Source organism: Streptomyces sp. NPDC048415 (assembly GCF_040651675.1).
Classification (GTDB): Bacteria; Actinomycetota; Actinomycetes; order Streptomycetales; family Streptomycetaceae; genus Streptomyces.
Map to the genome: position 1 here is coordinate 43,538 of NZ_JBEZKJ010000041.1, position 26,734 is coordinate 70,271.

The 26,734-nt window shown below is 70.3% G+C and carries 22 protein-coding genes and 1 pseudogene; 13 read left to right on the forward strand and 10 right to left on the reverse strand.

The genetic code is table 11. The features are described from left to right. Nucleotides 1–15 precede the first annotated feature (15 nt). The 6 genes and pseudogenes from AB0D27_RS25190 to AB0D27_RS25215 all read right to left on the reverse strand — a co-directional run bounded on the left by AB0D27_RS25190 (nt 16) and on the right by AB0D27_RS25215 (nt 7,459). Nucleotides 16–1,125, reverse strand: a complete 1,110-nt coding sequence (locus AB0D27_RS25190; protein WP_362512842.1) for a cupin domain-containing protein — start codon at nt 1,123–1,125, stop codon at nt 16–18. After that, nucleotides 1,122–2,129 (reverse strand): carbon-nitrogen hydrolase family protein, encoded by a 1,008-nt coding sequence (locus AB0D27_RS25195; protein WP_362512845.1) that lies wholly within the window; start codon nt 2,127–2,129, stop codon nt 1,122–1,124. The genes AB0D27_RS25190 and AB0D27_RS25195 overlap by 4 nt, the downstream gene beginning before the upstream one ends. Before the next feature lie 41 nt (nt 2,130–2,170). Further along, nucleotides 2,171–4,537, reverse strand: coding sequence for an FAD-dependent monooxygenase (locus tag AB0D27_RS25200; RefSeq protein ID WP_362512848.1), 2,367 nt, complete (start codon nt 4,535–4,537; stop codon nt 2,171–2,173). A gap of 119 nt (nt 4,538–4,656) precedes the next feature. Then, nucleotides 4,657–5,142 carry a thioesterase family protein gene (locus tag AB0D27_RS25205; RefSeq protein ID WP_362512909.1) on the reverse strand — a complete coding sequence of 162 codons (486 nt, stop codon included), beginning with the start codon at nt 5,140–5,142 and terminating at the stop codon, nt 4,657–4,659. A gap of 171 nt (nt 5,143–5,313) precedes the next feature. Continuing rightward, nucleotides 5,314–6,912, reverse strand: a pseudogene (locus AB0D27_RS25210) (AMP-binding protein); the annotation flags it as partial. A 190-nt stretch (nt 6,913–7,102) separates the two neighbouring features. Continuing rightward, nucleotides 7,103–7,459: an ATP-binding protein gene (locus AB0D27_RS25215; RefSeq protein ID WP_362512851.1), complete on the reverse strand. Its 357-nt coding sequence runs from the start codon at nt 7,457–7,459 to the stop codon at nt 7,103–7,105. Nucleotides 7,460–7,879: 420 nt separating this feature from the next. On the opposite strand from AB0D27_RS25215, the gene AB0D27_RS25220 reads away from it, so the two are divergent. Both AB0D27_RS25220 and AB0D27_RS25225 read left to right on the forward strand, forming a co-directional pair. Then, entirely contained in the window at nt 7,880–8,818 is a 939-nt protein-coding gene (locus tag AB0D27_RS25220) for an alpha/beta hydrolase (protein WP_362512854.1), read from the forward strand. 203 nt (nt 8,819–9,021) lie between these two features. Continuing rightward, nucleotides 9,022–9,747 carry a phosphatase PAP2 family protein gene (locus AB0D27_RS25225; protein WP_362512857.1) on the forward strand — a complete coding sequence of 242 codons (726 nt, stop codon included), beginning with the start codon at nt 9,022–9,024 and terminating at the stop codon, nt 9,745–9,747. Nucleotides 9,748–9,755: 8 nt separating this feature from the next. On the opposite strand, the gene AB0D27_RS25230 is transcribed toward AB0D27_RS25225, so the two are convergent. Further along, a complete protein-coding gene (locus AB0D27_RS25230) occupies nt 9,756–10,760 on the reverse strand; it encodes a LacI family DNA-binding transcriptional regulator (RefSeq protein WP_362512859.1) in 1,005 nt (334 codons plus the stop codon). Between the two features lie 94 nt (nt 10,761–10,854). On the opposite strand from AB0D27_RS25230, the gene AB0D27_RS25235 reads away from it, so the two are divergent. Further along, nucleotides 10,855–12,207 carry a cytochrome P450 gene (locus tag AB0D27_RS25235; RefSeq protein ID WP_362512862.1) on the forward strand — a complete coding sequence of 451 codons (1,353 nt, stop codon included), beginning with the start codon at nt 10,855–10,857 and terminating at the stop codon, nt 12,205–12,207. Between the two features lie 148 nt (nt 12,208–12,355). Here the strand turns inward: AB0D27_RS25235 and AB0D27_RS25240 are convergent, their stop codons facing one another. Continuing rightward, nucleotides 12,356–13,924 (reverse strand): carboxylesterase family protein, encoded by a 1,569-nt coding sequence (locus AB0D27_RS25240; RefSeq protein ID WP_362512865.1) that lies wholly within the window; start codon nt 13,922–13,924, stop codon nt 12,356–12,358. Nucleotides 13,925–14,507: 583 nt separating this feature from the next. On the opposite strand from AB0D27_RS25240, the gene AB0D27_RS25245 reads away from it, so the two are divergent. The 3 genes from AB0D27_RS25245 to AB0D27_RS25255 all read left to right on the forward strand — a co-directional run bounded on the left by AB0D27_RS25245 (nt 14,508) and on the right by AB0D27_RS25255 (nt 18,529). Beyond that, nucleotides 14,508–15,752, forward strand: a complete 1,245-nt coding sequence (locus AB0D27_RS25245) for an MFS transporter (RefSeq protein WP_362512868.1) — start codon at nt 14,508–14,510, stop codon at nt 15,750–15,752. 168 nt (nt 15,753–15,920) lie between these two features. Further along, nucleotides 15,921–16,817, forward strand: a complete 897-nt coding sequence (gene surE, locus AB0D27_RS25250; protein WP_362512871.1) for a 5'/3'-nucleotidase SurE — start codon at nt 15,921–15,923, stop codon at nt 16,815–16,817. A gap of 74 nt (nt 16,818–16,891) precedes the next feature. Further along, the gene (locus tag AB0D27_RS25255) at nt 16,892–18,529 is read left to right on the forward strand and encodes a carboxylesterase family protein (RefSeq protein WP_362512874.1); all 1,638 of its coding nucleotides are present in this window, start codon (nt 16,892–16,894) and stop codon (nt 18,527–18,529) included. A 50-nt stretch (nt 18,530–18,579) separates the two neighbouring features. Here the strand turns inward: AB0D27_RS25255 and AB0D27_RS25260 are convergent, their stop codons facing one another. Continuing rightward, complete coding sequence (locus AB0D27_RS25260) at nt 18,580–19,215, reverse strand: helix-turn-helix domain-containing protein (RefSeq protein WP_362512877.1); 636 nt, start codon at nt 19,213–19,215, stop codon at nt 18,580–18,582. Nucleotides 19,216–19,473: 258 nt separating this feature from the next. Then, nucleotides 19,474–21,135 carry an FAD-dependent monooxygenase gene (locus tag AB0D27_RS25265; protein ID WP_362512880.1) on the reverse strand — a complete coding sequence of 554 codons (1,662 nt, stop codon included), beginning with the start codon at nt 21,133–21,135 and terminating at the stop codon, nt 19,474–19,476. Nucleotides 21,136–21,368: 233 nt separating this feature from the next. Between AB0D27_RS25265 and AB0D27_RS25270 the strand changes: the two genes are divergently transcribed. The 7 genes from AB0D27_RS25270 (at nt 21,369) to AB0D27_RS25300 (ending at nt 26,678) form a co-directional block, all read left to right on the forward strand. After that, on the forward strand, nt 21,369–22,493 hold the full coding sequence (locus AB0D27_RS25270) for a SchA/CurD-like domain-containing protein (protein WP_362512883.1): 1,125 nt from the start codon (nt 21,369–21,371) through the stop codon (nt 22,491–22,493). Nucleotides 22,494–22,562: 69 nt separating this feature from the next. Further along, nucleotides 22,563–23,045: a cupin domain-containing protein gene (locus tag AB0D27_RS25275; RefSeq protein WP_362512886.1), complete on the forward strand. Its 483-nt coding sequence runs from the start codon at nt 22,563–22,565 to the stop codon at nt 23,043–23,045. Beyond that, a complete protein-coding gene (locus tag AB0D27_RS25280; protein WP_362512889.1) occupies nt 23,042–24,310 on the forward strand; it encodes a beta-ketoacyl-[acyl-carrier-protein] synthase family protein in 1,269 nt (422 codons plus the stop codon). Before AB0D27_RS25275 ends, AB0D27_RS25280 begins: the two co-directional genes overlap by 4 nt. Then, nucleotides 24,307–25,554, forward strand: a complete 1,248-nt coding sequence (locus tag AB0D27_RS25285; protein WP_362512892.1) for a ketosynthase chain-length factor — start codon at nt 24,307–24,309, stop codon at nt 25,552–25,554. The genes AB0D27_RS25280 and AB0D27_RS25285 overlap by 4 nt, the downstream gene beginning before the upstream one ends. Nucleotides 25,555–25,580: 26 nt before the next feature. Beyond that, a complete protein-coding gene (locus AB0D27_RS25290; RefSeq protein WP_362512895.1) occupies nt 25,581–25,841 on the forward strand; it encodes a phosphopantetheine-binding protein in 261 nt (86 codons plus the stop codon). A gap of 1 nt (nt 25,842) precedes the next feature. Further along, the gene (locus tag AB0D27_RS25295; RefSeq protein ID WP_362512898.1) at nt 25,843–26,322 is read left to right on the forward strand and encodes an SRPBCC family protein; all 480 of its coding nucleotides are present in this window, start codon (nt 25,843–25,845) and stop codon (nt 26,320–26,322) included. Between the two features lie 23 nt (nt 26,323–26,345). Further along, nucleotides 26,346–26,678: a TcmI family type II polyketide cyclase gene (locus AB0D27_RS25300; RefSeq protein WP_362512900.1), complete on the forward strand. Its 333-nt coding sequence runs from the start codon at nt 26,346–26,348 to the stop codon at nt 26,676–26,678. Nucleotides 26,679–26,734: the final 56 nt, after the last annotated feature.

A 26,734-nucleotide genomic window follows, 5' to 3' on the forward strand; every position in this document is an offset into this window, starting at 1 on the left:
GGGGCCGAACACGCCCTAACTGGTGGGCTGGTGCCCTCCGTTCTCGGTGTACGCCTCTTCACGGTGGAAGCCGAGCGAGCGCATGACCGGGAAGTCGTTGAAGGAGAAGAGGCAGGCGTCCTCGGACTGGTCGAGGTTGGCGTGCTCGTGCCAGGCCCAGGACGGCACACAGAAAATGTCGCCCTCCCGCCACTCGAAACGCCGCCCGGCGATCACCGAGACGCCTCGGCCCTTGGCCGCGGTGTAGATGACGGACCCGGTGTGGCGATGGGCCAGGGTGGCCTGACCGGGCCGCAGGAGCTGCATGTGCGCGCCCATCGTGGCCATGGCGGAGCCGCCGGTCAGCGGGTTGGCGTACTCCATGATCACGCCGTCGTACGGGGAGCCGTCGGCGGCCTTGGCCAGGTCGAGCAGGGCCTGATAGGTGGGCTCCCACGGATAGCCGAAGACGGGGGAGTAGGGACGCGTCCACTTCTCCATGCCGGAGGGGAGGAGGTTGCCGCCGTAGCTGAGGACGGAGGAGTTGATCACCTTTCCGGGCGTCTGGTGCAGGTCCGGGTGGATCTCGTAGAAGCCCGCGTCGAGGGCGTTGACCAGGGGGATGTCCAGGCCGTCCTGCCAGATGACGGGCACGTCGTCGGCTTCGTTGCCGTGCTCGTGCCAGGTGCCGCTCGGAGTGATGGCGAAGTCGCGGGGCCCGACCTTGAGCTTCTGTCCGTCGACGATGGTCCAGGCGCCGGTGCCCTCGTGGACGAAACGCAGGGCCGCCGCCGTGTGGCGGTGGGCCGTCATCGACTCGCCGGGGCCCATGATCTGCAGTCCGGTGTAGAGCGGGCCGACTGCGGCGCTCACCTCCGTGCGGCCGGGGTTGACCAGCATGACCACGCGACGGCCGGCCTCGTCGCCGGTGACGAGCGGGAGCGCCTTGTGGACGAGCGGCCGCAGTTGCTCGTAACGCCACAGCATCGGCACGGACTTGGGCTGTGGATACCAGGGTTCGATGTCGTTGGCGACCGTCCACAGGGCTCCCGCGTCCAGCTTGGCCAACTCGTCGTAGTAGGCGAGGAGTTCGGGGTTGTCGGTGACGCGGGCGCGGCCGATCCGGTCGTCGTCGTGGGCTGTCATGCTTCCTCTTTCAGGGTGGCAGGTGCGGGCTCGTCCCCCTCGACGGCCGTGAGGGTCAGCGGGCTGCGGGGACGGTTGTCGACCTGCAACCGGAAGATGTCGAACCGGTTGTAGTGGCCGACGATGTCGTGCATCTGCTTGGGCTGGATGCACTTGGCGAGGTCGATCTCGGCGTAGACGATGCCCTCGTCGTCGACGAGCGGCTCGGTGACCGGACGGCCGTCGGGGCCGAAGATGCCGGACAGGGCGCTTCGGGGCCGGGCGAGCAGCTTGCGCACGTCCGGGTCGTCCCCGGCGATCTGTTCGACGATCTCCGGGGAGATGGTCGAACAGGCGACCACGGAATACACCTTGCCCTCGAAGCTGTGCGCGGCGGTGCGGAGCGCGATGGCGTCCGCCATGTCGTAGTCCTCGGGGGCGACGGGAAGGGCGATGTAGCTTGCGGCGTGGACGAGCTCGCCCTGGGCGAGCAGGGTGAACCGGGCCAGGGTGTTGGTGTTCTCGCCGCAGGCCAGCACTCCGAGCGGCCCGATCCTCGTCCGGTGGACGCGCAGGGAGCTTCCGTCGCCGCCGGTCCAGGTCAGTTTCTCCGCCCAGGTGGGCACCAACTTGCGGTGCACGCCGAGGAGTTCACCGTCCGCGCCGATGGTCAACAGGGTGTTGTAGAGCACCCCGAGACTGTGCGCGGCTCGTTCGTTGACGCCGATGACGATGGTGGCGCCGGCCTGACGGGCGGCGGCCCGCAGGGTGTCCACGTGCGGTCCGGGCACGTCGACGGAGGAGCGCTGGAGCCGTTCGAACCAGGGCGAGCCCTGGACGGGGTTCATGGTCCAGTTCCAGTACGGGTATCCCGGGACGAACACCTCGGGGAAGACGATCAGGGAGGCGCCGTTGCCGGCCGCCTCGTGGATGAGGGACACGGCCTTGTCGACGGTCGCGGCGGCGTCCAGATACACCGGAGACGCCTGTACGGCGGCGGCGGTGAAGCGGGGCAGATTCTCCATGGGTTCCTCTGGTTGTTCCGTTGCCGGATGCGGAGCGCGGTTCAGCAGGACGCGGTGACGGGGAGCGGTCGGACAGGTTCGGGCTGCCAGCGCCGGTGGACGAGGGCGGCGGCTCCGCGCAGCAGATGCAGGCGCGGCGGCACGCGGTCGGCGCGCGGGCCGGGGGGTTTGCGGCTGCCGGCCTGCCAAGGTCCGGGCCAGGACGCGGCCGCGTCCCGGTATCCCTGGTCCGCGGCTGCGTGCAGCGTCCACAGCGGGTCGTACAGATGGGCGCGTCCCACGGCGACCAGGTCGGCTCGCCCGGCCAGGATGATCGAGTTGGCGTCGTCGTAGCTGGAGATGGCGCCGACGGCGATGGTCGGGATGCCGGTGGCGTTGCGGATCAGGTCGGCGAACGGCGTCTGGTAACTGCGCCCATACCGTGGCTGCTCGTGGGCGACGACCTCGCCGGTGGACACGTCGACGGCGTCGGTGCCCGCCGCGGCCAGCGCCCGGCAGATCTCGACCGCTTCGGCCTCGGTGGTACCGCCCTCGGCCCAGTCGGCGGCCGATATCCGTACGACCAGGGGCTTGCCGTCGGGCCAGACGGCGCGTACGGCCGACAGCACCTCCAGGGGGAAGCGCAGCCGTCCGGCAAGTGTGCCGCCGTACTCGTCGGTGCGATGGTTGGTGAGAGGTGAGAGGAAGCCGGACACGAGGTGGCCGTGGCCGAACTGCAGCTCCAGAGCGTCGAATCCGGCCCGACGGGCACGGGCCGCCGCTTCGGCGAAGTGCTGGGCGACGCGGCGGAGTTCCTCCGTGGTCGCTTCGCGCGGGACCGGGCTCGCCTCGTCCCACGCCAGCGGTGAGGCGGCCAGGGTCGGCCAGCCGTTCCCGCCGAGCGGAAGGCCGACCCCGTCCGGGCCGGGAACCGAGGTGGACCCACGGCGGCCGGCGTGCGTGAGCTGGATACCCAGTGGCGTGTCGGAGACCGCGCGCACGGCGTCGACGATCGCTCGCCACGCGGCCTCCTGCTCGCCGGTGTAGAGGCCGGGACAACCGCTGGTGGCCCGGCCGTCGGGGCTGACGGCGGTCATCCCGGCGAACACCACACCGGCCCCGCCCAGGACTTGGGCGGTGAGCTGGGCCTGCTCGAACGAGCCGGGCACGCCGGCGTTCGCCGTGTACGTGGCCATCGGCGGCACGACCACACGGTTGCGCAGCGACAGCCCGCCCAGCCGCGCGGGCCGGAACATCGGCGGGACGGTGGCGGTCCCGCCGGACGCGGTGGCGACCGCCGTCACGAAGTCGGCGTCCCGGGCACGAAGGTTGTCGTAAGTGACCCGGCGGCTACGGGTGAGCAGGTTGAAGGCGAACTGGTCGGGTGCCTGACCGGTGTAGCGGTCGATGGTCTCGAACCACTCCAGGCTCGCCTGCGCGGCACGCTGTGTGGACTCGACAACGGGCCTGCGCTCCGCCTCGTAGGCGGCCAACGCCTCGGCCACGGAGTGGTGTTCGTGGAGGCTCGCGACCAGCGCGAGGGCGTCCTCCATGGCCAGCTTGGTACCGGATCCGATGGAGAAGTGGGCGGTGTGGGCGGCGTCTCCCAGCAGGACCACGTTCTGGTGGCACCAGGACGCGTTGCGTACGGTCGTGAAGCGGATCCACTTGGACGCGTTGGGTATCAGCCGGTGGCCGTCGAGATGCTCGGCGAGGAACTGCTCGCACCGCCGCACGCTCTCCTCGTCGTTCTCCCCGCGGGCGAACTCCCGGTCGGCGAGGGCCTCGAAGCCCGCCCTGCGCCAGGCGTCCTCGGCGATCTCCACGATGAACGTGCTGCGCTTGTCGTCGTACGGATAGGCGTGGACCTGGACGACGCCGAAGTCCCGCTCCTCGACGATGAAGGTGAACGCCTCGAAGACACGGTCGGTGGACAGCCACATGTAGCGGCAGTTGCGTTCGTCCAGATCCGGGCCGAAGCTCTCGGCATAGGTCTCGCGGGTCGCCGAGCGGATTCCGTCGGCGGCGACCACCAGGTCGTAGTCGGCGGAGAGTTGCTCGACAGGCGGTGCCTGGGTGCCGTAGCGCACGTCCACGTGGAGTTCCGCGCACCGCTTCTGCAGGATCTCCCGCAGCCGGTTGCGGTCCATGGCGGCGAAGCCGTGCCCGCCGGAGGTGCGTACCTCGCCACCGTGGTGTACGTCGATGTCGCTCCACCGGGCGAACTCCGCGGACATCGCCGTGAACACCGCCGGGTCGGCCTGGGCGATGCCGTCCAGCGTCTCGTCGGAGAAGACGACTCCGAAGCCGAACGCGTCGTCGCGGGCGTTGCGCTCCCAGAGGGTGATCTCCCACTCCGGTGAGAGCCGCTTCGCCAGGGCGGCGAAGTAGAGACCGCCGGGTCCGCCTCCGATGACCGCTACGCGCACTGCGTCCTCCTCAGGACTCCGGATGACTCCGGATGACTCCGGGGCAAGATGTGTGGGGTCTGTACGTACGTGAATGAGGTGACTCATGGGGGGCCTCCCGAGTGCGTCGGCACGCCGGGTCAGGCCAGAGTTTCGGGCAGCTGTGGACCCGACTTGACCAGGACCTCGCGCACCTCGTCGGGCCAGGGTGTGGAGCCGGTGGAATGCGCGGCGGAGTGGGCGATCGACATACGACCGGTGGCGGCCACCTCGTCGCCCTGACCGCGCACGGTGAAGGCGTAATGGAGCGAGGAGGTCCCGACCTTGGCCACGCGCAGTTCGGTGCGGACGATCTCCCCGAACCAGAGCCGCGCGCGGTAGTCGGCCTCGAAGTGGACTCGGGGTGTGCTTCCGAAGAGATGGGCCAGCCCAAGGCGACGCAGCAGGGTGGCCTCGGCCGCCTCGACCCAGCGCACCACGGTCGAGTGGTGGTAGTGACCCGCGGCGTCGGTGTCGGGCCATTCGACCCGGCGCTCGATGACGACGCTGGGCGGGTTCGGCTCGGGGGCATCCGCACGTCCGGCCGCGCAGCTGTCGGTGGGAAGGTGCGGGCGGGGTGAATGCATGGTGGCCTCTTCCAGCCGGCTGCTCGCCGCCGGCTCCGGGAGCGGTTGCGGTGCGGCCGTCGGCAGCGGGTGTGGTTGCGGTGCGGCCGTCGGTAGTGGGAGCGGTTGCGGTGCGGCCGTCGGCAGCGGGGATGGGGAAGACCGCTCAGCGACCGCGTCCCGGGCTCGCGCGCGCAGTTCGGTGCGCCGGAGCTTTCCGTTGCTGGTGCGTGGCAGTTCGGCGACGAACTCGACGGCGCGGGGGTACTTGTAGGGGGCGATGGTCTGCTTGACGTGGTTTTGCAGGTCCTTCACCGTCACGTCGTCGGCGGCGACGCCCGGGCGGAGAACGACATACGCCTTGACGACCATCCCGCGCCGGACGTCCGGCGCGCCGACGACGGCGCAGTCCTCGACGGAGGGATGGATGACAAGCGCCTTCTCCACCTCGGGACCCGCGATGTTGTAGCCGGAGGAGACGATCATGTCGTCGCTGCGGGCCACGTACCAGAAGTAGCCGTCCGGGTCGCGTATGTAGGTGTCCCCGGTGATGTTCCAGCCGTTCCTGACGTACGTCGTCTGGCGCGGATCGGCCAGGTAGCGGCAGCCGGTCGGGCCGGCGACCGCCAAGAGGCCGGGCTCTCCGTCCGGGACGGGCTCACCCGCCTCGTTCACGACGAGTGCCCGGTAGCCGGGGACGGGTCTGCCCGTGGATCCGGGGCGTATGTCGGCGTCGGCGGCGGAGACGAAGACGTGGAGCATCTCGGTGGCGCCGATGCCGTCGATGATGCGCAGCCCGGTCGCGGCGTGGAAGTCCTCCCAGACCTCCGCGGGCAGCGCTTCTCCGGCGGACACGCAACGCCGCAGTCCCGCCAGTCGGTCCACCGATCCGGCGGCCATGATCGCCCGGTAGGCGGTGGGAGCGGTGAGCAGCACGGTGACGCCGTGTTCGGCGACGAGTTCGGCCAGCCGTTCCGGGGAAGCCTGCTCGATCAGCAGGGCGGACGCGCCGGCATGAAGGGGAAACACCACCAACCCGCCGAGCCCGAAGGTGAAGGCGAGCGGTGGAGTGCCGGTGAAGACGTCGTCCTGGCGCGGCTTGAGGACGTGCCGGGAGAAGGTGTCGGCGATGGCCAGGACGTCCCGGTGGAAGTGCAGGGTCGCCTTCGGGTCTCCCGTCGTGCCGGACGTGAAGCCGATCAGGGCCACGTCGTCGCCGGCGGTGTCGACGCTGGTGAAGGTGCCGTCCTTGGCGGCGCAGCGCCCCGTCAGGTCCTGCGCGTCGTCGCCGCCATAGGCGAGGACCCTGAGGCCAGGGGTGTCCGCGGCATCGAGTTCGTCGAGAAGACGGTGATCGCACACGGCGACGGTCGGTCGACTGATGTCGTACAACTCGGAGAGTTCCACGGCGCGGAGCAACGGCATGGTGGTGACGACCACGCCCCCGGCCTTGAGCACTCCGACCCACGCGGCCACCAGCCAGGGGTTGTTGGGGCCTCGCAGGAGGACGCGGTTTCCGGGCTGAAGTCCGAGGTCCTCGGTGAGTACTTGTGCCACTTGATTGGCGCGGTGCAGCAGTTCGCCGTACGTCCACCGCTCGGTGGGGGTGAGCAGACAGGGGCGGTCGGCACCCCAGCGCGCGACGGCGTCGTCGAGCAGGCGCTGGGCGCAGTTGAGGCGGTCGGGGTACTGCAACTCCGGCAGGTCGAAGTGCAGTTCGGGCCAGAGGGGGAAGGGTGGCAACCGGTCGCGACAGAAGGTGTCGACGTGCGCGGACGGGGAGAGCTCCATGGGGCGCACCTCAATCTCGGGGGCAGCGGGGAGACTGGTGCAAGTATGTCGCTGAAATGACGGCAGTCAATAAAACTCGATAAATTTCTCTGCGGGTGGTGCGCCGCGCGTGGCCCCGAACGGCCCTGGACGGTCGTTTGGCCTTCGGTGGCACGGGCCGAGACCGCGGCATCCGAACGACAGTCGGGCCTCAAGTGGCGGGGATCCGAACCCTGACGACCTTTCCGGCGCCGCGGCGGAACGCGGTGAGGTCGCCGGACGCCTCGGCGACCAACAGGCCGACGATCATCAGCCCGCGGCCGCTCTCCGCGTCCGGCTCGGCCTCCTGGTCGAGGGGCGGCAGGGTGGGATCGTCGTCGGCGACTTCTAGCTGCAGTCGGCCGCTGTCCAGCGTGAGGGTGACGCGCAGTCGTTCGGTGACGGCCCCCGCGTGCCGCACGGCATTGGCGACGAGTTCACTGACGGCCAGCAGGAGCGTGTCCGCAACGTCCGGGGCGACGCGCCAGCCTTCGAGGACGGCGCCGACGCGCGCCCGCGTGCGGGGCACCGACGCGGTGGTCGGCGTCGGGAGCCGGTGAACGAAGCGATGGCGGCGAGGTGGGGTGGGCGCCGGCGGTGTCCAAGCCGGTGAGGCGTGTGCGGGGCGGTCCGGTGTGGCGGTGAGCATGGCGGGCTCCCGAGGGGAGGGCGACGACGTCACGCCGATCTCTCGTGTAACTGATCCGGCTGGTTCGCGGGTACTGGCGGCCTTGTTCGGGCGCTATCGTGTCGCCTAATCTGCTGTTACACGTGTAACGTAACAGCCTCGCGATGGCCGCACAAGGCATTTCGGACATACGACGCTTTGCTTGTCCTGGGGGGCGCCGAGGTGCGTGGGCCGACGCGTTCCCGTCGTGGCCACCAGCAAGAGGCACACCGCTGCTTCCCAGCCGAGCACCGGATCCAGGTTGATCAGAAAGAGGCAGACATGACGCAATCCCTCCCGGCCGCGGTGGACATGGAGTGGCCGCCGCCGCCCTTCCTCGCTCCCGCTCCGCCTTTGGCCGGCCACGACGGCGTACGACGGTTCGAAGGACTCACCTACGCGACGACGCCGGGGTACCGCCCTCGTCTGCTCGACGTCCACGTGCCCGCGGCTGAGAGCGCGGTGCCCGCTGTCGTCTGGATCCATGGCGGGGGCTGGCTGGAGGGCGACCGGCGCTATCCGCCGCCGACCGTTCCCGTCGATCTGTTGCACGGCGCGGTCCTGCGGGCGGGGCTCGCCCTCGTCTGCATCGACTATCGGCACAGCCTCGAAGCACCCTTCCCGGCGCAGCTGCACGACGCGAAGGCCGCGATCCGCTACGTCCGGAGGTATGCCGACACCTTCGGCATCGACCAGGACAGGATCGGCGTCTGGGGCGAGTCGGCGGGCGGTCACCTCGCCGCACTCGCGGGTCTTGTCGGTCCTGACGTTCCCGGGGGGCGGGAACTGGAAGGCGCCGAGGGAGTGGACGACGAGGACAGCGGCGTCATGGCCGTCGTCGACTGGTACGGAGTGTCCGAGCTGGGCTCCCTGCTCTCGCGCGCGCTGCCGCCCGCCCCGCCCGGAAAGGAGTACCCCAATCCGTTCACCGCTCTGCTGGGTGGCACCCCCGGGCAGCTGCCGGAGCGGTCCCGCGTCGCCAGCCCCGTCACCTATGCGACGGGCGCGGCGACGCCTCCGTTCCTGCTGGTTCACGGAACGGCGGACAGTCTGGTGCCGTACAGCCAGAGCGAGGTGCTCGCCGAGGCACTGCACAGGGCCGGTGGCGAGGTGACTCTCCTGCCCGTGGACGGCGCCGACCACATCTTCCTCGGAGCTCCGGACGTGACGCCGATCGTGACCGAGAGTGTCGCGTTTCTCGCCCGCCACCTGGGCGCCTGACCGCCACGGATGCCACTGCCCGCGGGGTGCCTTCCGAGGGTGCCCCGCGGGCGCGGCCGGTCCAAAGCCGGCGACTTCCCATTCCGCTTGGAGCCTGAACTCCGGCCGGATCGGCGTGCGTGCCAGATGTCGCGCGCCCAGCCGGAGTTCAGACACCGGCTCCTACGCTCGGCCGTGCCCCGCCGCGGCCGTGAGAGGTCCTCATGACGGCACCTTCGGCCACTCCTTCCGACACCACCGCGGTGTCACGCCATCGACGCTCCGCTCCTGTTCCCCCGTACCGCGCGGCACTCGCGCTCGGCCTGCTCTGCGTCCTGGCCACGGTGGCGCTGGCGCTCGTCGTCCACGCACATCCCGAGCGACCGCCCTTTCAAGCCCTCGACGATCGCTGGCTGCGCTGGATGGGAGGTCCTCGAAATGGCGTCTGTGCGGCCCTGGCCGCCGTGCTCAACTGGTTCGGCGGGCCGCTCGGCGTGATCGTCCCCGGGGCCCTGCTCCTGTTCCTCGCCGCCCGGAAGCGCTGGTGGTCCCTGCTCTATCTGCTCACCTCCTATCTGGTCGGCAACATGCTTGTCGTCCAAGTACTCAAGCACCTGGTGGACCGGCCGCGCCCGCCGCATCCACTGGTTCGCGTGGACCACGGCTCCTTCCCCTCGGGGCACGCGGCCGGCACGGCGCTCCTGGTGGTGGTCGTCGGCGCGCTGCTCGTGCCGGCGGCCCGCAGGCCCATGTGGTGGCTGGGCGGCACGCTGTTCACCTTGGCGATGATGTGGAGCCGCACCTGGCTCCACGCGCACTGGCTCAGCGACACGCTGGCCGGCGCCATGGCGGGCGCCGGCTGCGGCCTCCTGCTGTGGCGGGCCTTCGCGCCGCTGCTGCTCCGCGAGCGCAGCCCGGCGAACCGTGACACCGGGGTCCAGGAGCCGTGACGCGTCCTTCACGAGGACTGGCGGTGGACGAGAACGGGTTCCACGCCGAACTCGCCCGGCGCGTCGCCCCCCTCGATCAGCTCATGAAGAATGTCGGCGATCTGGCCCGGCGTGGGCAGATCCAGCCGGATGGTCGTGAGCGGAGGCTGCTGCAACACGGACACCAGCAGGTCGTCCGCCCCGACGATCGCCACTTCGTCCGGGACGGAGAACCCCGCGTCCTGAAGGGCGTGCAGCAGCAGGGCCGCGTATTCGTCGTTGTAGGCGAACACCGCGTCCAGACCGAGTGCCCGCCAGCGCCCGGCCAGCTCGGCCGCGGACTCCTGGGTGTATGCCATCTCCAGCGCGGTGACAGTCGCCGTGCTGCGGGCGGCGACGCTCTGCGCGCCGGCGAGCCGCGGCTCGGCGAACGTATCGAGCCCGCGCTCTCGCGGCATGATCACACCGATGGTGCGCCGCCCCTGGGAGACGAGATGGCCGGCGGCCACCGCACCGATGCGCGCGTGGTCGAACGGGATGGTCCGGACGCCCTCCACGGGCCGGGCGGCGCACGCGAGGAGGCCGCGGACGCCCGCTCGGCGCAGTACCTCGGCCGCCTGTGCGGTGAAACGATCGCCCTCCAGGGCGAACACCGCCGCGGGTCGGAGTTCCGCCCATGCCCGGGCGGCGGTGACCACATCGGAGAACCGGCCGGCATGCAGCACGGTGGTGTAGCCGTGACGTTCGAGCTCGCTCTGCAGATCGTCCAGCCAGGTGCTGACCAGACGGCCGATCGCCGAGACGGACGTGGGCAGCAGCACCAGATTGCTGCGCCCGGCGCGCAGCGAACGGGCCGCGGCATGCGGCACGTAGCCCAGCTGGTTCGCCGCGGCGAGCACCCGCGCCCTCGTACTGTCGCTGACCCGGTGCGTCTGAGTGTTGTTGAGCACGAAGGACACGGTGGCCCGTGAGACTCCCGCCAGACGGGCCACGTCCGCGCTGGTGACCGTCGGAGCAGCTGAATCCTTGGCCATGTCGTCCTTGCTCGTTCCCTCGGCACTTGTTCCTCTCCAGGTTACACGCGTTACTACATTTCGTTGACGAGCGTTTCGAGCCTGAAGGAGCGCGATGAATCCGGACAGACATGGTGAGTCGGGGCCCGATTGCCCGTACGTGACAGGCCCCTCGGCGCTGGGCGGTGCGCGGCTCGCGCGGGAACTGCCGGGTGTCTACGAACGACTGCGCACGCAGTGGGGGCCCATCGCCCAGATCGAGATCGCCCCCGGGGTGGCCGCCTGGCTGGTTCTGGGACACCGGGAGGCGCTCGACATCATCTGGAACGAAAGGCTCTTCTCCAGTGACCCACGACGCTGGAACCTGATCGCTCAGGGCCTGGTCCATGCGCAGGCGCCGCTGTCGGCGATGCTGGGCGCGCGTCCTGCCATCTCGCGCCTCGACGGGCAAGAGCACCGACGGCACCGCCGGGCCCTGACCGAGGCACTGGACCGTGTCGACGCGCCGAGGCTGCGCCGCATGGTCCACGACCAGGCGACCGCGCTGGTGGACGGCTGGGCAGCGCACGGCACGGCGGATGTCATGGCCCAGTACGCGCGGCCGCTCGTGTGGAGCGTGTTCGCACGGCTGCTCGGACTGACCCGCAGCTCGCTCACCGTGCTCGACACGTTGATCGGACACGTCCTGGAGGGCACCGACGCGGCCGTCCGCGCCGAGGCGGAGCTGCTGGAGGTGCTGGGGGTTCTCGTGACGAGCACGCGCGCCACGCCCGGACCGGACCTGGCGTCGTGGCTCGCCCACAGCTCAGGGCTGACGGTCCGGGAGATCACGCACAGCCTGATGGCTCTGCTCCTCGCCGGTGTGGAGAGCACGGTCAGCGCGATCGGCAATACCGTCCGGCTGTCGTTGACGGATGCGCGGTTGGGTGCCGCCTTGGCCGGGGGGCGTCTCACCGCTCCGGAGGCCGTCGAGCACGCGCTGTGGGCGGCCTCGCCGATGCCGAACATCGCCGGCCGTTGGGCGACGTCCGATGTCACTTTCGGAGGGTGCCGGATTCACGCCGGGGACCTGCTCATCCCCTGCCTGGCCGCCGCCAACGCCGATCTCGGTGTCCAGGGCGCGGGGGCCTCCGGCAATCGCGCGCATCTGGCCTGGGGAACGGGTGCCCATGGCTGTCCCGCCAAGGAAGTCGCCCGCCTCGTCGCCGCCACGGCCGTGGACACCTTGCTGGTCCGGCTGACCGGTATCCGCCTCACCGTCCCGGATTCCGCCCTGCGATGGCGCCCCTCCCTGTGGTGCGGTGCGCCGTCCCAGCTACCGGTCCGGTTCACCGCCTCCGGCACACGGGCCGCCGCACCGCCGCCCTCGCTCGCCCTCATGGCCGTACCGGAAAGGAGAAGGGACGACACGGGGGAGGGGGAAGCTCCGCCGCGCTGGGGCTGGTGGGATTCGCTCGCGGGGTGGTGACCGGCGCCGCGGGAGGAACGGGGCGCGGTCTCGGGTACGGGGGAGCCCCGGGCCGTAGCCCGGGGCTCTCTGCTTCGGCTCGACCAGGGAGTTGCCGACGCTGTTGGTGATCAGGAGGAGACCAAAGGGCACGTGTAACAACAACAGGTCAGCGAAGGGACCGGTCGATGCCCTGTGCCCCTCCGGGCCCTCGTCGGCGCAGTTGGCGCGCGTCCGCCGCCAGGTCGCCGACCGCCGTGGTGACGGAGTCGAAGCGCATCGTGGTGCGCGTCTTCAGGTCGTACGGATCCCAGTGCGGGAGGCCGGGGTGGTTGGGATCGCCGGTGCGGATGAACGAGATCCATGCCTGGTGCATGGCCCGGGCCAGTCCGTCCCTGGCGGCGGGCTCGATGGCCTCGAGGAAGGGCGCGCCGGACCACTGGTCGAAGTTGTCGAAGACGAAGGGCAGTTCCAGGCAGTGCGCGGCGCGGAGTCTGCCGTCGAGGGCGGGCGTCGGGAAGTCGAACTGGTACGTCCGCACCGGCCGCCCGAGAGCGGCCCGGGACTCGGCCAGTTCCAGGCTCGGCCCGCGGAAGAGCTCGTCTGTGATCAGGTCCATCAGGACGTCCACGGGCCGGGCTCCGGGCCGTTTCCGCTCGTATGCGGTGTACACGTCCGCAGCATCGCCCTCGGACGTCTCCGCGATCCTGCCGATCACCTGCTCCTTGGTCGCCTTCGCGTATTCCGCGTCCAGGGCGAAGCCGAAGTTGGCCTCCTCCCGGGTCCAGCCGATCAGTACGTCGATGTCCTTCGCGGCCCCGTGCAGGAGCGCGTCGACCGGGTGACGGGTCAGCGTGACGCCGTCGCGCACCGGGAGGAAAGGAGTGGGCCAGTAGCCCCACCGCGACGTGCGGCCGAACAGTCCTGCGGCCGCCTCGATCAGCCGCGGCCAGGGCAGGGCGCGGAGCTCGTCGACACCCTTCACGCCGGCGATCTCCAAGTAGGCGGCCGTCCGCTCCCGATACTCGTCGCGTGACGGAAGGCGCAGGCCGAACGGCGGACTCTGCAGGATGACGCGGCGGAACAGGCCAGGGGCTTCGGGATGAGCGGCCAGCGCTGACGTGGACAAGGCGCCGCCCGACTGGCCGGCGACGGTCACGTTCCCCGGATCACCGCCGAGGCGCGCGATGTTGTCGTGCACCCAGCGCAGCGCGGCGAGTTGGTCGGAGAACCAGATGTTGCCCGGCTCCGGTTCCGCTCCGTCCGTCTCGTCGAAGCAGAGATAACCGAGCGGGCCGAGGCGGTAGTTGATCGTGACGACCACCAGGTCGCCATGGCGCGCGAAGGTCTCCCCGGAGTAGTGAGGAAGGTTGCCGGACCCCGAGACGAAGCCGCCGCCGTGGATCCAGACCAGCACCGGGCGCGCCGCGTCGTCGGCGGCCGGTGTCCAGACGTTGAGGGTCAGGCAGTCCTCGTCGAAGGGCGGGAATCCATGACCGCCCAGTACGGGATCGCCGCCCTCCGTGAACATCTGCGGTGCGCTCCGACCGTACCGGGTCGCATCCCGTGTGCCGTCCCAGCCCGCGTGGGGCCGGGGCGGGCGCCATCTCAGCGTGCCGACCGGGGGCTCGGCGTAGGGCACCCCTTTGAACACCGCGACACCGCCCTCGATGGTGCCCCGCAGTCGGCCGGCGGGCAGTTCCACGACGGGCGGAACGTTGGCTCGTGCTTCAGTCATGGCATTTCCTTTCTTGATCGGCGCTTCACCTGCTTGAGGGGGCAGGAAGCAGGGGCCGACGGCAGGTCGACGCCAGAGGGTGGGCGGCGCGGATCCGCTGTTCGTGGAGGCGAGACCACGCGGTCGTCGATCGGGCGAGGTCAAGCGGGGCCGTCTCGCAGTCGAGGCGCTTGAGGGGCCGCTGGGGGGGGCGGGTCGAGACATGTCGCCGTGGGTGAAGCTCTGCCGACGAAGCCCTCAGTCGAGTATGGCGTAACTGTGACGGTCGACACAAGAGCTCGATGCAGGACCTTACGCCATCGAGTTACACGTGCAGCGTCGTAGCCTCGCTAGGGGTCTGCGGGGGTTCGGTTCCGTCTCCCGCGAACTCTGGCGCTAAGCCGTCCGGGGTGCTAAACAAGCGCTACACGCCGTTGTAACACGTGTAACCGACTCAGGCAGGGCGGTCTGCCCCTGCTCCCCAGCAGAGCGCTCTTCAGCCCCCTTCCCACGCCACATCGCCGCTCCCTCCTCCAGGAGTCGACATGCCTGTCCCCACCCGCTCGCGCGCGGTCGGCGCGCCCCACGGATTCCGGTGGTCGCCGTGATCGAAAAAGAACTCATCCAGTCCGAAGCGACCGCGACGACCCCCGCTCCGCGGCAGCGCGGACTCATGCTGCTGCTCCTGCTCGCCAACGCCTCCATGCTGTCCGTCTACATGGGCGTCGGCGCAGTCCTCATACCGACACAGATCGCGTTGATCGACCCGGCCAACAAGGTCGCCGTACTCGGCGTGGTGGGTGGCGTGAGCGCGGTCTTCGCCACCGCGTTCAACCCGATCGCGGGTGCCCTTTCCGACCGGACGGGGCGGCGGAACCCCTGGATCCTGGGCGGTGCCCTGGCCTCACTGGCCGGCCTGGCGTTCCTCGGCAGTGCGCACACGGCACTGCTGGTCGGCATCGGATGGTGTCTGGTGCAGGCGACGATGAACATCTATCAGGCCGCGGTCACTGCCGTGGTGCCCGACCGGATCCCGGTGGCACGCCGCGGCACGGCTTCCGCCCTCGTCGGGCTGGCGCTGCCGATCGGAGGCACCGCCGGCGTGATGATCGCCTCGCAGATGACGGGCCGTCTCGGCACGGGCTATCTCGTGCTCGGGGCCATCGCGGCCGGTGCGGCGGTCCTGCTCAGCACCTTGTGCCGTGATGTGCCCCGGGCGGTGACCCCTCCGTCCGTGCCCCGGCGTGAACGGATCGCCGCCTTCCTGTCCGCAATGGCCAGCCACGACTTCCGGTGGGCCTTCATCGGCCGTGCGCTCATGGTCCTCGGCTACTTCTCCGTCGTCGGATACCAGCTGTACATTCTGGGCGACCACATCGCGCTTCCCGCAGGCCTCGACCCCGCCGAGGCGATAGCAGTTCTCACCCCGGTCCAGATGGCGGCCATGGCCGTGTCCACCGTCGTCGGTGGCGTTCTCTCCGACCGCTGGAACCGGCGGAAGATATTCGTCGGAGCCTCGGCCGCGCTCGCGGGTGTGGTGATGGCCGTGCCCGTGATCAGCCCGACCTGGACAGGCATGCTGGTGTTCAGCGCGCTCAACGGTCTGGGCTTCGGCTGCTTCATGGCGGTGGACACGGCGGTGGTCACGCTCGTCCTTCCCCGAGCCGAGGACGCCGCCCGCGACATGGGCGTACTCAACATCGCCAACGCCGGTCCGCAGATCATCGCCCCGTTCGTGGCCTCCGCCGTCGTGACCCTGTTCGGCGGCTACACGGCGCTGTTCCTCGTCGGCGGCGCCCTGTCGCTGTTGGGAGCGCTGGCCATCGCCCCGATCCGCGGCGTTCGCTGACCTCTCCCGGATTCCGCTGTGCCTCGGGGACCGGGTCCGAGCACGGCCCCGGCGGGCGCGCGTGCAGCGTGGTGCGCCCGCCCGGAGCCTTCCCGTCCTTCATGGACCCGCCGTACCTTCCCCTCCCCTCCTCCCCCCCCAGCCGAACTCCACCTTAAGGAGCGCCTCGTGCGACGCAAGCAAGTTCTGCCCCTGGCCGCCCTGCTGCTCTGCGCGCCCGCCGTTTCCGGGACGGCACCCGCTGCCGCGGCCGCGCAGGCCGATCCGCCGCGGATCCTGCTCACCAACGACGACGGCTACAACGCCCCAGGGATCCGGATCCTGTTCGAGCGCCTTACGGCAGCCGGGTACGACGTCACCATCGTTGCCCCGCTCACCAACCAGAGCGGTAGCGGGACAAAGATGCTGAGTGCCCCGAGCGTGACGGTCAGGCATCCCGAGCCGCGGGTATGGGCCGTGGACGGCACCCCTGGCGACTCGGTGGCCTTCGGCCTCTCCGAGGTCTTCGCCGACGGGGCGCCCGACCTGGTGATTTCCGGTACCAACTTCGGCCCCAACGTGGCTGCTCTGGCCACCCACTCGGGCACGGTCGGCGGTGCCGTGGCGGCCCTGGAACAGGGCGTCCCGGCGATCGCGGTGAGCACCGGCGGGCTCTCTGCCCCGGCCCCCGAACCCACGCTCAACGCGATGCGACCGACCAGTGACTTCACGGTTGGTCTCATCGACCGGCTGCGTGCCCACGCGAAGTCCGGGCGGCTGCTGCCGGAGGGGGTGGGCCTGAACGTCAACTACCCCGTGATCGGTGCGGACGGCAAGGGCATCGCCCATGGCTCCTCCGTCACGACCCAGGACCCGCAGCCCTTCCTCAAGGCCGACTTCACCGACTCCGGCGACGGCACGTGGAAGGTGAGCGTGCACGTGGTTCCCCGGCCGGCCGCTCCGGGCGGGGATGTGGAAGCGGTCGGCGACGAAGAAGTGTCGATCACACCGATAGCCGCCAACTGGAACACCGGACGGGCTGACTTCGGTAGGACAGCCGCGCTGCTCGCGGGTCTGCGCCCGTGACGAAGCGGGCCACGAACGCAGGCGCACCACCCGTCATCGACCTGCTGGAGGCAAGAAGAATGAAGGGGCTGAGCGTGGCCAGGTGGTCAACCGGTCTGCCTGCGCGGTCAACAGGCCTGACTCTGACGCTCGTTCTCGCCGCACTTCTCGCACAGCTACTGCCCGCCTCCAAGGCGATTGCCGACCCGGCGCCCGCGCGTCCGATCGTCTCCATCGACGACGGGCGTCTCGCCGGGCGGATACACGACCGCGCCGACGAGTTCCTGGGCATTCCCTACGCGGCCGCGCCGGTCGGAAACCTGCGCTTCCGCCCACCGCAACAGCCTCCACGGTGGAGCGGCGTACGGGACGCGGTGCACCAAGCGCCGGCCTGCCCGCAATTCTCCCCCTACGGACTGCGCGATCCCCGGGCCGTCAGCGAGGACTGCCTCGACCTCGACGTGTACCGACCGCTGGACACCCGGCCGGGCGACCGGTTGCCGGTGTTGTTCTGGATGCACGGCGGCGGCTACAGCCAGGGCACCGGAACCCAGTTCGGCGGCCGCACCATGGCGGACCTCACGCACACCGTCGTCGTCTCCATCAACTACCGGCTCGGCCAACTCGGATATCTGGCACTGCCCGAGCTCACGCGGGAGAACCTCCTCGGGAGCGGCTCGTACGGGCTGATGGACCAGATCGCGGCCCTGCAGTGGACCCGCGCCAACATCGCGGCCTTCGGTGGCAACCCGGCGAACATCACGATCTCGGGGCAGTCCGCCGGCGCCGCTTCGGTCTGCGCGATGCTCGCCGCACCGCGGACGGCCGGTCTGTTCACCCGCGCCGTCCTGCAGAGCGGGCCCTGCACCCTGATCGCGGCCCCCAGCTCTGCCCAGGCCGCTGAGGCCGGCCGGGACTACGCCACCGCGGCGGGCTGCCCAAACTCGGCGACACGCGCCGTGTGCCTGCGCGACGCCTCCCTCACCGACCTCATCGCCGCCGCCCGCGCCCGGCCGACCTCCGGCCCGGCGTACGGCGACCGGCTGCTGCCCGCCCAGCCGTCGGACGCCATCGCCGCCGGCGCCTGGAACAAGGTGCCCGTCGTGATCGGCAGCACCCGCGCCGAAAGCCGGTTCTTCGTCGCGCTGACGCAGCCGTACCTCACGGCAGAGGAGTACGTGGAGGGGATCAACGCGATGTACGGCCCGGCAGGGCCACAGGTGCTGGCCCGTTATCCGCTGTCCGACTACCCCTCTGCGTACCTCGCGATGTCCGCGGTCTCCACCGACTCCACCTTCGCCTGCCACACGCTCGAGTCAGCCCGGGTCTTCGCGGCACAAGTGCCCACCTACGCCTACGAATTCGACGATCCGAACTCGCCGACCCTGTACGGAGCCCAGGTCCCGGGGGTGGACATGGCCAACGCACACAGCGCCGAACTCGCCTACCTGCACGACTTCACCATGTCCGATCGGCCGCTCACCCCCATCCAGGTAACCCTCGCCAACCGTATGAAGAGCCACTGGGCAGCCTTCGCCCGCACCGGGAACCCGAACACGCCCGGCCAGGCCCACTGGCCGAAGTTGGGCCCCCGGTACACCGTGCTCGCGCTGAAACCCCAGGGCGACCACATTTCGACAGGGTTCGCCGACGAACACCACTGCGCCTTCTGGACGCTCGTCACTTCTCAGGGCAGTCCCCTCGCCAGTGGACCCTCACCGAGCAGTTGGTGAACTGCTGCGGGTCAGATGCCGATGCGTCACCGCGCTCGCGCGCCCCCGCCTCAGCGGATGTCCGGCAGGGGGCGCCGGGCGATGTCCCGGGCCTCGTCCCTCGGGACGCCCAGCATGTGCAGGAGCATCTCCGCCATGTTCTGGGCGGCCTCGTCCCTGTCGATGTCGGGCCGGCTGCAGCCCAGTTGCAGGAGCCCCAGCAGGCTCCCGCCCAGCACGGACAGGGCGACGGCGGGGGCGTCCACTACGAAGCGGCCGGAGGTCACACCTCGCTCCAGGTCGCGCAGAGCCCAGGGTGCCAGGCCGCGGGCGGAGTGGATCTGGCCGAGTCCCCGGTGGCGCAGGATCTCCATGATCTCCGGGTGGGACTCGGCCATTCCGGCGCTGAGCCGAACGCCCGCCGAGACGAGTTCGGCGGGGTCTTCGAGGCCACTCAGATGGCCGTCGACGGCCTCGCCGTACTCAGCGAGGGCGTCCGTCACGGCCGCGTCGAACAGGTCCGCCTTCGACTCGAAGTGGTTGTAGAAGGAGCCGAAGCCCACGTCCGCGCGCTCCGCGATCGCCTGGATGCTCACACTGGTGTCGCCGGACTCGGCCAGGATCTGCCGGGCCGCCCGGACGAGTGCCTGCCGGGTCGCGGCGCGGCGTCGTTCGAACCGGTTGCCGGGCGGAGCTGACGTCGTCATGCGCCAAGGCTAGCAACACCCTCATTCCTGAGGGATTCATCATTTCTCCCCGGCCAACCCCTTGGGGCGCCGACGCAGCCGCGCCCGGCCGGACGACGGTGACCGAGCGCCGCTTCACCTCACGGCCGCCGTCCGCGCGCGCCGGTCGCCGTCGTCACGCGCCCCCTGCCGTCCAAGCTCCTGCACCGACAGCGCGCGAGGCCGTATCGGATCACACCGATACGGCCTCTTGACCGTTCCGGGCTCGGAGCGGAGCGGTCAGCCCAGGTCCAGGACCGCCGTGAGGGCCTCCCGCAACGCCGTGTCGGGGTCCGCTGAGGGCCCTTCGGATCGCCATGCGACGAACCCGTCGGGGCGGACCAGCACGGCGCCGTCCTCGGTGACGCCGTGGACCTCTGCCCAGTCCGTATCGCCCGCGGGGGACAGCTCGGCGTCGGGGCCGTTGCCGATCCGGTACGAGTCGAGCGGTACGGACAGTCGTTTCGCGACGCCCCTCGCCGCGTCGTGCCACGCGCCGGCGCCGCTCGCGGAGCTCAGCAGCACCAGGGACCGCTCGTACAGGTCGAGGGTGGAGATCCGGGTGCCGGAGCGGTCCAGCCACATGTGCGGCGCCCGGCTGCCGGGCTCGCCCGTCAACCGCATGCCGTCGGGCACGACCGGAATGGCCGGATCGGCGCCCAGGACCGCGCCACGCGTATAGCGGTAGCACAGCGCCACGTTGAGGATTCCGCCCTTCCTGCCGCCGGGGCCGCCGCCGGCTCCAGGTGCGGGAGAGTACCCCGGGTGGCTGTGCTCGACCGAACGCGTCGAGGCGCGTGCGCTCGTCGCCTCCGCGACCGGGCGGCGTTCCATGTCGTAGGACTTCAGCAGCCCGGGGCCGGCCCAGCCGCCCAGCACGGCGGCCAGCTTCCAGGCCAGGTTGTGCGCGTCCTGGATACCGGTGTTGGACCCGAACGCCCCGGTGGGGGACATCTCATGGGCGGAGTCACCGGCGAGGAACACCCGGCCGTCGCCGTAGCACTCGGCGACCCGCTCGGCGGCGTGCCAGGCGGCTCTGCCGGTGATCTCCACATCGAGGTCCGGCACTCCCGTGGCCCGCCGGATGTGCTGCGCGCACCGCTCGTCGGTGAACTCCTCCAGCGTCTCGCCGTGTTCGGGGTGCCAGGGAGCGTGGAACACCCAGTGCTCCTTGTTGTCGACCGGCAGGAGCGCCCCGTCCGCCTCCGGATCGGTCAGGTAGCAGACGATGAAACGCCGGTCGCCGACCACGTCCGCGAGGCCGCGGGAGATGAACGTGACGCTCACGTTGTGGAACAGGTCGCCCGGACCGCTCTGCCCGATGCCGAGCCGCTCGCGCACGGGGCTGCGCGGGCCGTCCGCCGCGACGAGGTAGTCCGCTCGGATGGTGGTGTGCTCACCGGTCTCCCGGCTCTTGACCTGCGCGGTCACCCCTTTGCCGTCCTGCTCGAACGACATCAGCTCCGTGGAGAACCGCAGGTCTCCGCCCAGCTCCCGCGCGCTCTTCAGCAGTACCGGCTCGAGGTCGTTCTGGCTGCACAGACACCAGGCGCCGGGGCTGAAGCGCTTGAGCCCGTCGCCCGGGTCGATCTCCTTGAACAGCCACTCGCCGGCATCGCCCACCAGGGTCGGCGTCTGCAGGATGCCGTGGTTGTCGGCCAGGACCGACGCGGCGTCCTTGATGCGCTGCTGAACCCCGGCCACCCGGAACAACTCCATCGTGCGCACGTTGTTGCCGCGCCCGCGTGGATGGATCGAGGTGCCCGAGTGGCGTTCGACGAGGATGTGCGGCACTCCGAGTCGCCCCAGGAACAGCGAGGTGGACAGGCCCACCAGAGAGCCGCCGACGATGAGGACGGGCGTGTGGTGACCGACCTCGCCGGCCTCTTCCAATCGGTTCATTTTCTTGCCTCCAGCGTCACCTGCGAGGTGAGTCAGGGATGGGATGCAGATTCCATGCCCTTTGCGGACGGGTTCGCTCGCTCGGAGCACCCAGATGGCCCGCGGTTCACTCGCCCGCCTCGTGGAAGTCGCGCGCACCGCGGCTCCCGTCAACGATCGGCACATGACGACCGCGGCTATCCGCATACGACGGTCGTTCCTGACATTCCGTGAAGAAGAGAAAGGTGTGCCGGATGACCACTTCGGGACGCATATCGCAGTCGGCCTTCGACGGTTCCAAGCTGCGGGTGATCCTGCTGCTGGACCTGTACGAAGGTGCCCAGCAGCAGTTCCTCGACGCGTACGAGCACATGCGCAATCAGGTCGCGTCGGTCCCCGGACACATCAGTGACCAGCTCTGCCAGTCGATCGAGAACCCGTCGCAGTGGCTCATCACCAGCGAGTGGGAGAGCGCCCCGCCCTTCCTCGCATGGGTGAACAGCGAGGAGCACGTCGAAACGGTCAGGCCGATGCACAGTTGCGTCCGGGACACCCGGTCGATGCGCTACAGCATCCTCCGCGAGACCACCCCCGCCCAGCCGCTCAAGTCGGAGTCGGCCAAGGCGGGCAGGCAGGTGGCGGCCCGCGTCGGCGACGGCGTCGCACGCCACGCCCTCACCTTCACCGTCAAGCCGGGCTCCGAGTCGAAGGTCGCGGAGATCCTCGCCGGGTACCAGTCACCCCAGGCCCAGGTCGACGACACGACGCGGCTGCGCCGCACCTCGCTGTTCATGCACGGCAACCGCGTCGTGCGGGCCGTGGAGGTGGAGGGCGACCTCCTCGCGGCACTGCGTCACGTCGCCCGTCAGCCCCAGGTGCGAGCGGTCGAGGAGGCCATCAACCCGTACCTGGAACAGGACCGGGACCTGACCGACGCCGACTCGGCACGGGTCTTCTTCACCCGGGCCGCGCTCCCAGCCGTGCACCATGTGGTGTCCGGCCGCGAGGTACCCGCCGACCTGCGCCGGCACGCGCTGTACTACCCGGCCAAGGCGGGCTGCGGCATGGAGCTGGCCCGGTTTCTCGCCCACCAGGACGAGGCCGCGGCGGACGACCCGGACAACCCGGTGTACGGCAGCACCGTCTTCCAGCGCGACGACATCGTGGTGCGCCTCATCGACATCACCGGCGAGCTCGACGTCGAGCCCGTCGCCTCGCTCGGACTGACGGGCACCCAGAAGGGCGCGGAACTGGAGCGCCTCCTCGACGGCGCCGCGATCGGCGTCGAGGGCTCGCTGCAGACGGAACGCAACGTCAACCGCCTCCTGTCGCACGCCGACATGATGCCGATCACCGACCGCAGCGCGGCGGATTCCTGACGGACACCCTCGGCCGGTGTCCGCGGCCGATCCACCCGGACGTCACTGCTCCACCCGGAGGTATCAACCATGTTCAAGCAGCATCCACGCATCGTGGACCTGAGCGAGACGGAACCCAACCGCAGGCGCGGAGGTGACATCCGAGCCATGCTCACGCCCGCCACGGCGGGTTCCACCAGCGGCTTCATGGGCCTGGCCATCGTCCAGCCCGGCGAGCGCATCGGCGAGCACTACCACCCGTACTCCGAGGAGTTCGTGTACGTCGTCACGGGCGCCCTGGAGGTGGATCTGGACGGCGAGACCCATGCCCTCAAGCCCGATCAGGGCCTCCTGATCCCGATCAACATGCGCCACCGGTTCCGCAACGTCGGCGACACGGAAGCCCGCATGGTCTTCCACCTGGGCCCACTCGCGCCGCGTCCCAGCCTCGGCCACGTGGACACGGAGGGGAGCGACGACACCGCGCCCGGCCGAGAGTTCGCCGCCGCCGGGCGGGACCTGTCCGCGACTGACCACGGACAGTCGTCCGAGCGAAGTGGGGCCATAAAGTGACGCGGCGGGTGGCCGTCACCGGTATCGGTGTGGTCGCTCCGGGCGGCACCGGGGCAACGGCGTTCTGGGACCTCCTCTCCAACGGCCGTACCGCCACCCGCGGCATCACGCTGTTCGATCCCGCGGGGCTGCGCTCGCGCATAGCCGCCGAATGCGACTTCGACCCGGCGGCGCACGGCCTGGACCCGGAGCTGAGCCAGCACGCCGACCGGTACATCCAGTTCGCCGCGGTCGCCGCCGCGGAAGCCGTACGCGACTCCGGACTCGACACCGGCCGGGAGGACCCATGGCGCGTCGGAGTCTCGCTGGGCAGCGCCGTGGGCGGCACCACCCGCCTGGAACACGACTACGTCCAGGTCAGTGAGGGAGGCCGGCGGTGGGACGTGGACCACCGCGCGGCCGACCCGAAACTGCACCTGGCGTTCTCGCCCAGCACGCTCGCCTCGGTCGTCGCCGAGCAGTTCGGCGCCCAGGGACCGGTGCAGACCGTCTCCACCGGCTGCACCTCCGGCCTCGACGCGGTCGGCTACGCCTTCCACACCGTCGAGGAGGGCCGAGCGGACGTCTGCATAGCCGGGGCGTCGGACTCGCCGATATCCCCGATCACCATGGCCTGCTTCGACGCCATCAAAGCGACGTCGCCCAACAACGACGACCCCGAGCACGCCTCCCGGCCCTTCGACGCCCACCGCAACGGCTTCGTCATGGGCGAGGGCGCGGCGGTACTGGTCCTGGAGGACTACGAGCACGCCCGAGCCCGCGGCGCGCACGTGTACTGCGAGATCAGCGGCTACGCCACCTACGGCAACGCCTACCACATGACCGGTCTGACCAGCGAGGGGCTGGAGATGGCCCGGGCGATCGACACCACGCTCGACCAGGCCCGCCTCGACCCCACGCTGATCGACTACGTCAACGCGCACGGCTCGGGCACCCGGCAGAACGACCGGCACGAGACCGCCGCGGTCAAGCGGTCGCTGGGCGAGCACGCCTACAAGACGCCCATGAGCTCCATCAAATCCATGGTGGGGCACTCGCTGGGCGCGATCGGCGCCATAGAGGTCGTCGCCTGCGTCCTCGCCCTCAAGCACCAAGTGGTGCCGCCGACGGCGAACTACGAAACTCCCGACCCCGAGTGCGACTTGGACTACGTGCCGCGCACCGCACGCCCGCGGAAGCTGAACAACGTGCTCTCCGTAGGCAGCGGATTCGGCGGATTCCAGTCCGCTGTGCTCCTGACCGGGCCGGGTGGGAGGACACGATGAGCACTCAGCGCCCCCGGCGCGCGGCCATCACCGGCATCGGTGTGATCGCGCCCAACGGATTGCGCGCCGACGCCTACTGGAAGTCCATCAAGGAAGGCCTCGGCGTTCTGGACCGGATCACCCGCGAGGGATGCGAACACCTGCCGCTCCGCATCGCGGGCGAGGTCCGCTCCTTCGACGCCGCGGCCCTCATCGAGGAACGCTTCCTGGTCCAGACCGACCGCTTCAGCCACTTCGCCATGGCCGCGGCCGCCCTCGCCCTCGACGATGCCGGCCTCAGCCGCGGTGACCCCGCGGAGCCGTTCGACATCGGCGTGGTCACCGCGGCCGGCTCCGGAGGCGGCGAGTTCGGACAACGAGAGCTCCAGAAGCTGTGGGGACAGGGGTCCCGGTACGTGGGCCCGTACCAGTCCATCGCCTGGTTCTACGCCGCCAGCACCGGCCAGATCTCCATCCGCAGCGGCTTCAAGGGGCCGTGTGGCGTGGTCGCCAGCGACGAGGCGGGTGGCCTGGACTCCATCGCGCACGCCGCCCGGGGCGTACGGCGCGGAACCGGCGTGATGGTCGTCGGAGCCGCGGAGGCGCCCCTCGCCCCCTACTCGATGGTCTGCCAGCTCGGATACCCCGAGCTCAGCACCGTCGACGACCCCGAACGCGCCTACCGCCCCTTCACCAAGGGAGCCTGCGGATTCGTCCCCGCGGAGGGCGGCGCCATGCTCGTCGTGGAGGACGAGAGCCGTGCCCGCGAACGCGGCGCGGCCGTCCGGGCCACCGTGGCCGGCCACGCCGCCACGTTCAGCGGCGCCTCCCGCTGGGAGCGGTCCCGAGAGGGACTCGCCCACGCGATCCAGGGCGCCCTCGACGAGGCCGGCTGCGCCCCGGAGGAGATCGACGTCGTGTTCGCCGATGCTTTGGGCGTACCGGAGGCGGACCGCGCCGAAGCCCTGGCCATCGCCGATGCCCTGGGAGCGCACGGTACCCGCGTGCCCGTCACGGCACCCAAGACCGGAATGGGCCGGACCTACTGCGGGGCGCCCGTACTGGACACCGCGGCCGCGGTGCTCGCGATGGAGCACGGCCAGATACCCCCCACCCCCAACGTGTTCGACATCTGCCACGACCTCGATCTGGTGATGTCGCACGCTCGCCCCGCCGAGCTGCACACGGCCCTGGTCCTCAGCAGGGGACTGATGGGCTCCAACGCGGCGCTCGTAGTGCGCCGCGGAGGCGACTTCGCCCGGTAGGACCGGGCGGAAGGGAGAACACACCGATGATCACCACCGAAGTGACCTTCGCCGAACTGTCCGCGCTGATGAAGAAAGCGGCCGGTGTCACCGTCGACCCCAAGAGGCTCGAGCAGGAGTCGCAGATCCCGTTCGGCACCCTCGGCCTCGACTCGCTGGGCCTGCTGGGCATCGTCGGCGAGCTGGAGAACCGCTACAGCCTGCCGCTTCCCCCCGACGCGGAGCGCTGCAAGACGCCCCGTGAGTTCCTCGACCTCGTCAACAACACCCTCACCTCTGGAGCCTGAAGTGGCAGGACACACCGAGAACAGCATCACCGTCGACGCCCCTCTCGACCTCGTCTGGGACATGACCAACGACATCGAGAACTGGCCGCAGCTCTTCAGCGAGTACGCGTCCGTGGAAGTGCTCTCCCGCGAGGGCGCCGCGACGACCTTCCGGCTGACCATGCACCCGGACGAGAACGGCCAGGTCTGGAGCTGGGTCTCGGAACGGATCACGGACCGCGACGCGCGGACCGTCCGGGCCCGCCGCGTCGAGACGGGACCCTTCGCCCACATGAACATCCTGTGGACGTACAAGGAGACCGCGAAGGGCACCGAGATGCACTGGACGCAGGACTTCGCGATGAAGCCCGACGCTCCGGTCGACGACGCCTGGATGACGGACAACATCAACCGCAACTCCCGTACGCAGATGGCTCTCATCCGGGACCGGATCGAGAAGGTCGCCCGCGACCGCCGGACCGCGCCCGTCATGCCCGGCTGACGCCGGCTCAGGAAGGACACGCGATGCACCACGCCCTGATCGTCGCCCGCATGGCGCCCCACTCGGCGCCGGCGATCGCCGACGTGTTCGCCGCCTCCGACAGCGGCGAACTCCCGCACCTGGTCGGCGTCAACCGGCGCAGCCTCTTCCAGTTCGGCGACGTGTACCTGCATTTCCTCGAAGCCGACCAGGACCCGGCGCCCGCCATCGCCAAGGTGGCCGGACACCCCGAGTTCCGCAGCGTCAGCGAGAAGCTGTCGGCCTACGTCAGCGCCTACGACCCCCAGACGTGGCGCAGTCCCAAGGACGCCATGGCGCACTGCTTCTACCGCTGGGAGCGGGACGCCGCTTCCTGAGCGAGCGCCCGGAGACGGACTGAGGCCGCCGGCCCCGCGACAGTCGCGGGGCCGGC